Origin of the sequence: Microcystis sp. M083S1 (assembly GCF_020246405.1) — a bacterium.
Lineage (GTDB): Bacteria > Cyanobacteriota > Cyanobacteriia > Cyanobacteriales > Microcystaceae > Microcystis > Microcystis aeruginosa_C.
This window is the reverse complement of the sequence record NZ_JADBTB010000043.1, coordinates 1-7,682: the sequence shown is the minus strand read 5'-3', so window position 1 is coordinate 7,682 and position 7,682 is coordinate 1. Positions and strand designations below refer to the sequence as shown.

Annotated in this window: 7 protein-coding genes; 2 read left to right on the top strand and 5 right to left on the bottom strand. The window is 42.0% G+C overall.

Features of this window, described 5'->3' with window-relative positions; translation table 11 throughout:
* The 4 genes from IM450_RS03995 to IM450_RS03980 all read right to left on the bottom strand — a co-directional run.
* A partial coding sequence (locus IM450_RS03995) for a tetratricopeptide repeat protein (RefSeq protein ID WP_287664185.1) occupies window positions 1–1,858 on the bottom strand: 1,858 nt, incomplete at its 3' end.
* A gap of 380 nt (window positions 1,859–2,238) precedes the next feature.
* Window positions 2,239–3,534, bottom strand: coding sequence for a P-loop NTPase fold protein (locus tag IM450_RS03990; RefSeq protein ID WP_287664182.1), 1,296 nt, complete (start codon window positions 3,532–3,534; stop codon window positions 2,239–2,241).
* Between the two features lie 283 nt (window positions 3,535–3,817).
* Complete coding sequence (locus IM450_RS03985; protein WP_002755721.1) at window positions 3,818–4,069, bottom strand: BolA family protein; 252 nt, start codon at window positions 4,067–4,069, stop codon at window positions 3,818–3,820.
* 71 nt (window positions 4,070–4,140) lie between these two features.
* Complete coding sequence (locus IM450_RS03980; RefSeq protein WP_287664180.1) at window positions 4,141–4,788, bottom strand: hypothetical protein; 648 nt, start codon at window positions 4,786–4,788, stop codon at window positions 4,141–4,143.
* Window positions 4,789–5,019: 231 nt separating this feature from the next.
* Here IM450_RS03980 and IM450_RS03975 point away from each other — a divergent pair, with 231 nt between their 5' ends.
* Both IM450_RS03975 and IM450_RS03970 read left to right on the top strand, forming a co-directional pair.
* A complete protein-coding gene (locus tag IM450_RS03975) occupies window positions 5,020–5,583 on the top strand; it encodes a Uma2 family endonuclease (RefSeq protein ID WP_287664177.1) in 564 nt (187 codons plus the stop codon).
* Window positions 5,584–5,588: 5 nt separating this feature from the next.
* Window positions 5,589–6,158, top strand: coding sequence for a Uma2 family endonuclease (locus IM450_RS03970; RefSeq protein ID WP_287664175.1), 570 nt, complete (start codon window positions 5,589–5,591; stop codon window positions 6,156–6,158).
* Between the two features lie 105 nt (window positions 6,159–6,263).
* Here the strand turns inward: IM450_RS03970 and cbiE are convergent, their stop codons facing one another.
* Window positions 6,264–7,496, bottom strand: coding sequence for a precorrin-6y C5,15-methyltransferase (decarboxylating) subunit CbiE (gene cbiE, locus IM450_RS03965; protein WP_287664173.1), 1,233 nt, complete (start codon window positions 7,494–7,496; stop codon window positions 6,264–6,266).
* Window positions 7,497–7,682 lie beyond the last annotated feature (186 nt).

Sequence of the window (7,682 nt, the reverse complement as noted above, 5' to 3'; positions counted from 1 at the left end):
TGATTGCTAAGGACTGTTGATAAAACTCGATCGCTTTTTGGTATTCTCCTAGGGAACGGTAAACAGTGCCTAAATTATTGTAGGATGCCGCTTCACCCCCCCGATCACCGATTTCCCGTGTGATTGCTAAGGACTGTTGATGAAATTCGATCGCTTTTTGGTATTCTCCTAGGGAATAGTAAACATTGCCTAAACCGATGTAGGAATTCGCTTCACCCCCCCGATCACCGATTTCCCGTGTGATTGCTAAGGACTGTTGATAAAACTCGATCGCTTTTTGGTATTCTCCTAGGGAATAGTAAACATTGCCTAAATTATTGTAGGATACCGCTTCACCCCCCCGATCACCGATTTCCCGTTTGATTGCCAAGGACTGTTGATAAAACTCGATCGCTTTTTGGTATTCTCCTAGGGAATAGTAAACATTGCCTAAACCCATGTAGGAATTCGCTTCACTCCCCCGATCACCGATTTCCCGTGTGATTACTAAGGACTGTTGATGAAACTCGATCGCTTTTTGGTATTCTCCTAGGGAATAGTAAACATTGCCTAAATTACCGTAGGATTTCGCTTCACCCCCCCGATCACCGATTTCCAGTGTGATTGCTAAGGACTGTTGATGAAACTCGATCGCTTTTTGGTATTCTCCTAGGGAATAGTAAACATTGCCTAAACCCATGTAGGAAGTCGCTTCACCCCTCCGATCACCGATTTCCCGTTTGATTGCTAAGGACTGTTGATGAAACTCGATCGCTTTTTGGTATTCTCCTAGGGAATAGTAAACATTGCCTAAATTATTGTAGGAATTCGCTTCACCCCCCCGATCACCGATTTCCCGTGTGATTGCTAAAGACTGTTGATAAAACTCGATCGCTTTTTGGTATTCTCCTAGGGAATCGTAAACATTGCCTAAACCCCTGTAGGATTTCGCTTCCCCCCCCCGATCACCGATTTTCCTTGTAATTGCTAGGTGCTGTTGATCAAACTCGATCGCTTTTTGGTATTCTCCTAGGCAATAGTAAATACCGGCTAATGAGTCGAGACTCGCAACTAAATCAAGTTCTAGATTTAACTCTTTTTGTAAATCGATCGCTTTTTGATAATACTCGATCGCAAGCTGTTGTTCCTGACGATAATCTGACAATGGCAGATTTAATAAACGAAGGTTATAAATCTTAGCTAAACTGGCATATAAACTCGCTAGTCTTGGCTCTTTTTTGCCTTTATTTACCTCGATTTGCTCGATTAGTTCTAACAAGTCTTCTTTAGAGATTGAAGGAATATCTTTATCTATAGTAATTTCGTCAAAAGATTGTAAAATTGGTAAAAATTCCTGACAAGGTAAAAAGTTACTTGGAGGAGAAATAAAGCGAAAAACTCCTTTTCTCCAACTCCAAAAATCGGGGGACTTTTTGCGTAAATTTACCTCCACTGTGCTTGTTACCCAAAGAACAATGGAATAGGGAAATTCTCGCAATCCTTCCCTTGTCCATTGCAGATAACCAAAAAATTTATCTAGTTCCGATTTTTCCTGTTGCCATTCGATCGAGTGTAATTTTTCCACTCCTGTGGTTGTGATCACGGCGTTTTTGCTTTGTAATAACTCTGGTTTTCTGGAGACTAAACTAGCAATTGCTGCTCTTAAACTCGGTTCTTTTTGATCTAAATCAATCCGATAACAAGGGATTACTGGTTCTAATTCTTTGCTATAGCGATCGATGATTTCTTCTCGCAATTTTTCCTGATCACACACACAAATTAATATATTTAATCTCTCTTGATTTGCCTCTAGAGACACGATTAAACCTTCGTATTCTCTTTCATTTTGGTCAATAATTGAAGATGTTTCATTATTCATAATAAGTGGATAGCTGTTAAAAACTGTCAGATACCCCCATTAGGTAGGGTTGATTCATGAATCAACCCTACGGATCAAGGAGTGATCCGCATTCCCCTTATCAAGGGGGGATCAAAGGGGGATCCGCACCCCCCTTATCAAGGGGGGATCAAGGGGGGATCCGCACCCCCCTTATCAAGGGGGGATCAAGGAGTGATCCGCACCCCCCTTATCAAGGGGGATCCCCCCGCCTATCGGCACCCCCCTTATCAAGGGGGGCAGGGGGGATCCGCACCCCCCTTATCAAGGGGGGATCAAGGGGGGATCAAGGAGTGATCCGCACCCCCCTTATCAAGGGGGGATCCATCTTCAATTTAATTATAACTACTTACTTATCCCATTCAAATTGTTCCTCTTTTTTTCATTAACTCAACTACAATCGGATGCACGTTATACCACAAATCGCCATTGCGGTATTCTAAGATATATAAACCATGCAACAGATCTAGAAAATTTTGATCCTTGAGATCCTTCGGTTTTGACTTTTCATAAACAGTTTTAATAATTTCCTCATCTGCTGTACCGATACTTTCAGCAAAATCGAGACTAAGTTCTGTGATTGATTGTTCTAAAACAGCTTGATTAATTTTTAGGGTATTATCATCGGGATAACGACGAACCGATCGCAAACAAACCCGACAGCAATCATTAGTAATGCGAATTAATTCTCGTAATACTCCCCCACTATAAAGACAAATTTTTTCAAGGGTGTCAGGATCGATTAAAGCGGGATCGATGCGCTTAGTGATAATCTCGGTTAAAGTAGCAATAATTTGCGGATCGGGGATAGCATTAGGTGCATTAATTTCTCCCTGTTTAAAGAGTTTATATACAGGCATTTGCACGATCTGATCGTTGGTTTCTGTTTGGAGAGTTGCCTTTAAAGCTACCTCTCTTAAAGCAGCGATCGGAATAGTCATAATAATCCGAAAACTGGGCAACATAATCGCTTTAATATGGGATTGAAAAATATCCCTTACCTGTGCTAAGTCAATTTTATCAATGTCATCAACAATTACTAAGATTTTTTTCTGACTTTGGGACTCGATCGCACTAGCTATAATGTTAATTTGGGCAACTAGATCGGTAATTCTCCGCTCATACTTTTGTTTGATTTCCTCGCGAATAGTCGAATTAATCTTGAGAATTCCTTTAATGTGAGCTAGTAAAGAAGAAAAGTTAAAACCTGTTTCGATAGTGGCATCTGCTTGATTAGTTTCCGTGCGGATTTGTTCAGCAAACCATTGATAAAAGCTTTTTTTAATAGAATCTTTAATAGTTAAATTTTGGGCTTCCGCTTCTGACATCATCTGAACGGCGATCGAGAATAAAATATTAACATGATTTACGTCTGACATTTCGATCATGTCTGAGATCGAGAAGAAAACAACAAAATAGCGATCATCTAACTTTCTTTTAAATTCATAGAGTAGGGTTGACTTACCACAACCCCGATGTCCTGCTAGAATAATTTTTCCGTCTTCCGAAGGACTATCTTCTACCAATTGTTCTAATTCGTCGATAATTTCTGTGCCGTATTTGACAGCAAAACGCTGTAATTCTTTATCCGATCGCAGGGGTAAAAGTTCTAAATTGCGATAGGCTTCTCGAAAGGGTTCCAGTAAAGGACTAACCATAAGTAATTAGGGTTTGCGGCAAAAAGTTTTTCGTGGGGGTAGGGTGTGGGGTGTGGGAATTATGAATTATGAATTATGAATTATGAATTATGAATTGGGTAGTTGGCTCTTCTAGGTTCTGTGTGATAAGTTTAACTTACAGAGGATCGATCAATCTTTGTGTCCTTTGTGTCTTTGTGGTTCCTTCCACTCGCTCGCTAGGAAGAATGTATCTTAGAATACATTTTGCCCACCAAACCTAAGAGAGCCAAAAAACTAACTGATAACTGATAACTGATAACTGTTATTTTTCTGCTGCCCAACTGTCGGGAGTGTAGGTTTTTAATGCCAAAGCATGGATGGCTTCGGTAGCCAGTGCCGATTGTAAAGCGCCATAAACCATTTGATGCTGTTTAACGCGGGTTTTGCCAGCAAATTCGCCAGAAATAACCACCGCTTCCAAATGATCGCCACCTCCCGTCAAATCCCGAACCATCACCTGTGCATCGGGGATTTGTTCTTGAATCATCGCTTCTACTTGGCGAAAGTCAACCATCTTAACTCCTCAAAACAATTAAAGATACTCTGATCCCATTGTTACCGAAAGCTCGTCAATGGGGACAAAATTTACTGCCGTGGGGGGGAGTTGTTAGGAGTTGCCGATGTGGGAGTCGGTGCGGAGATGGGTGTGCTGACAAATCCCATCTCGTAGAGTTGTTGATAGCTTTTTTGTCCTAATTCACTGGTGGGGTTTTGGGATTGAATCACCTGAATTAACAAAGGAACCGCCAATTCTGGCTGATTTTGCGCCCTATGGACCAAAGCAAGCTGATAGGTGGCTTCATCCCGCAGTTGTCCGGTGTTTAAAGCACTTTGACGCTGAGAATCGAATACTTTTGGGTCAATTCCTGAGAAACTATTAGCTAATTGCAGATGATAGTTAGATAGTTGGTTAAAAATCCGACGCGCTTGATTGAGTTTGTCCACAGCGACATCGTATTTAGCGGCATTAATAGCGGCGTTCGCTTCTTCCACTAAACGTTGTCCCCCCTGAAGACTCAGGACACTATCGGCTTGATTTAAGGGTTTCAATTCGTTAGGATCGCTGGCAGGAGTGTTTGAGTCGGGGGTTTGTGCTTGTCCGTCAGGTGCGATCGCAATCACTAAACCGATTACCAGAGTGAGCAGATAAATTAAACTATAAGGCTGTTTTCGTTTAACCATAAAATTTCTCGACTTAATGTTCCCCATGGGAACGGCTATTTTTTTTAACATCGACAACTGACCTATAGTAGCTTTTTTGGGGCAGTTTCGATCCGACCCCAGCTTTCTAGACGTTAGTTTTAGCGGTTTTGTCGCCATGGCAAGTGCTGATTTTTTCCGAAAAATCAGTACAAGTCCCCAAAAAGTTAGTTTATTCCTCCCGATTAATGGTTTAAATACCGATAATTCACCCGTTGGCAAGCTGTCCAGATAGAATAAAGAGAAAGTAGGAGTTTAGTTCAAATGTCCTTATCACTGATTACGCGTAAGTTTACGGTGGAAGAATACGAAAAAATGGCAACCGAGGGAATAATCAAACCCGATGAAAAAGTGGAATTAATTCGAGGAGAAATTATCAAAATGTCACCGATGGGAACCAGTCATGCTTCTAGTGTAGATAGATTAATACAATTATTCTATCAAAAGTTAGGACAGAAAATTATTCTCAGGGTGCAAAATCCGATTAGATTAAATAATAATTCTCAACCAGAACCAGATTTAAGTTTACTAATACCTCGATCGGATTTTTATGTTGCTGCCCATCCTTGTCCTCAAGATATCTATTTAATTATTGAAGTTTCTGACTCTACCATCGATTATGATCACTATACTAAAATCCCTCTTTATGCGGAAGCAAATATTCAAGAAGTTTGGATCGTTAATCTCAAGGAAGAATGTTTAGAAGTTTATCGCCATCCTCTGCATGGTAGTTATCAAGCTATTCAGAAATATTATCGAGGTGAAAGTATTTTTATTGAATCCTTTCCAGCAATAGAATTCACTATTGCAGAAATCTTAGGAGTGTAGTTAAAATGTCTTTATCACTGATTACGCGTAAGTTTACGGTGGAAGAATACGAAAAAATGGCAACCGAGGGAATAATCAAACCCGATGAAAAAGTGGAATTAATTCGAGGAGAAATTATCAAAATGTCACCGATGGGAACCCGTCATGCTGCTGGTATAGCTAGATTAACCCAGTTATTTTCTCGAAAATTTGGTGATCTTATTCTCTTAGGAGTACAAAACCCGATTAGATTAAATAATAATTCTCAACCAGAACCAGATTTAAGTTTACTAATACCTCGATCGGATTTTTATGTTGCTGCCTATCCTTGTCCTCAAGATATCTATTTAATTATTGAAGTTTCCGATTCTACCCTCGATTATGATCGCTATACTAAAATCCCTCTTTATGCAGAGGCAAATATTAAAGAAGTTTGGATCGTTAATCTCAAGGAAGAATGTTTAGAAGTTTATCGCCATCCGCTGCAGGGTAGTTATCAGGATATTCAGAAATATTATCGAGGTGAAAGTATTTTTATTGAATCCTTTCCAGCAATAGAGTTAACTTTAATTGAAATACTCGGCAATAAAAGTTAGATCAAAAGTTAAACTTAGATATCGTGAGGATTAATGCCTAATTCCCGCAGTTTATTCGCTAATCGTTCCGCTTTTGCAAGAGGGATCAAGGAGAAAATCAAGGATTTACAATCTCGGTTTCACAACAGTCCACTGGGTTACGGGGGCCATGGCTTTCCAACCTAAAAACTTGCCGACCGGTTCGGCTTTTTCAATGCCAATCCGCAGCAGTTCCCCTCCTAATTTACTATGCCATTGCAAGAGGACTAATTCGCTTTCAATTGTAACAGTGTTGGCAACAAGACGACCCCCGGGGCGCAGGGCTAACCAACAGGTTTCCAATAGGTGGGGTGTGGTGATACCGCCACCAATAAAAATAGCGTCCGGTTGCGGTAAATCTTCCAGGGCGCTCGGTGCGATTCCGGCGACGATTTGCAGATGGGGCGTTCCCAGGGCGGCGGCATTATCGGCAATGTATTGTAATCTGGTGGGATGATGTTCGATCGCAATCCCCTGGCAACGGCGATCGCTACGCAGCCACTCAATGGCAATGGAACCACAACCCGCCCCCACATCCCAGAGCAATTGTCCGGGTAGGGGAGCCAATCTACTCAGCGTGATAGCACGAACTTCTCTTTTTGTCAACTGTCCGTCATGATTGTAGGCAGAATCCGGCAGTCCTGGAAGGCGCGGCGCCCAGGTGGGGGGATGGGAGGAGATGCAGCTAATGGCGATGACATTTAAATCCGCCAGATTTGTAAACTGCCAATCGTTGGCGATGCCTTGAATGTGGCGTTCTCGGGTTCCCCCTAGATGTTCTAAAACCGTGATGGAACTCTCGCCAAAACCTCCCTCCCTGAGCAGCCGAGCAGCGAGCGCCGGAGTCTGGGCATCAGCACTCAGTACCAGCAGTTTAGCACCGGGATAAAGCACCCCATTCAACCAAGCCGGAGGACGACCGCACAAACTCAAAGTTTCCACTTCACTCAGGGACCAACCCAAACGACTACAGGCAAGACTGAAGGCAGAAGGAGAGGGAATAATCGTCATTTCCTCTAGGGGAATCTGGCGGGTGAGGGTGACACCAATTCCGTAGCACATGGGATCACCACTGGCCAAAACACAGACGGATTGACCACGACGGCGGATAATCTCGTTAACAGAGTCTTGGATGGGAGAAGTCCAGAGCAGTTTTTGCCGTTGATCCTCTGGGGGTAACATTGCCAGATGTCGTTCACCACCGACAATAACTGATGCTAAAGAAAGCAGACTTCGCCCTACTGAACTTAACCCTTCTAAGCCATCTTCACCAATTCCTATAATCGATAGCCATTTCGACTGACAATTGCGATCCGCCATGTCTAAAAAAAATTTTGGTTGTTGCTGAATCAAAGTATGATATTGGGTTCTTCGGTTTGTGTTATGCAATGGAGGGGGGTTATAAAGGATAAAACCCTTACACAGAAAGACATTGCTTCGATTTTTGCCAATTGTTTTCTATCTAGAACGAGCTAATCAATTGAGTCTCTTGCCATATAAGGATTT

What these genes read in the sequence shown, in the direction of transcription:
- IM450_RS03990 (WP_287664182.1), bottom strand. Translation starts at nt 3,534, where the DNA reads ATGGTTAGTCCTTTACTGGAACCCTTTCGAGAAGCCTATCGCAATTTA.
- IM450_RS03985 (WP_002755721.1), bottom strand. Translation starts at nt 4,069, where the DNA reads ATGGTTGACTTTCGCCAAGTAGAAGCGATGATTCAAGAACAAATCCCC.
- IM450_RS03980 (WP_287664180.1), bottom strand. Translation starts at nt 4,788, where the DNA reads ATGTTAAAAAAAATAGCCGTTCCCATGGGGAACATTAAGTCGAGAAAT.
- IM450_RS03975 (WP_287664177.1), top strand. Translation starts at nt 5,020, where the DNA reads ATGTCCTTATCACTGATTACGCGTAAGTTTACGGTGGAAGAATACGAA.
- IM450_RS03970 (WP_287664175.1), top strand. Translation starts at nt 5,589, where the DNA reads ATGTCTTTATCACTGATTACGCGTAAGTTTACGGTGGAAGAATACGAA.
- cbiE (WP_287664173.1), bottom strand. Translation starts at nt 7,496, where the DNA reads ATGGCGGATCGCAATTGTCAGTCGAAATGGCTATCGATTATAGGAATT.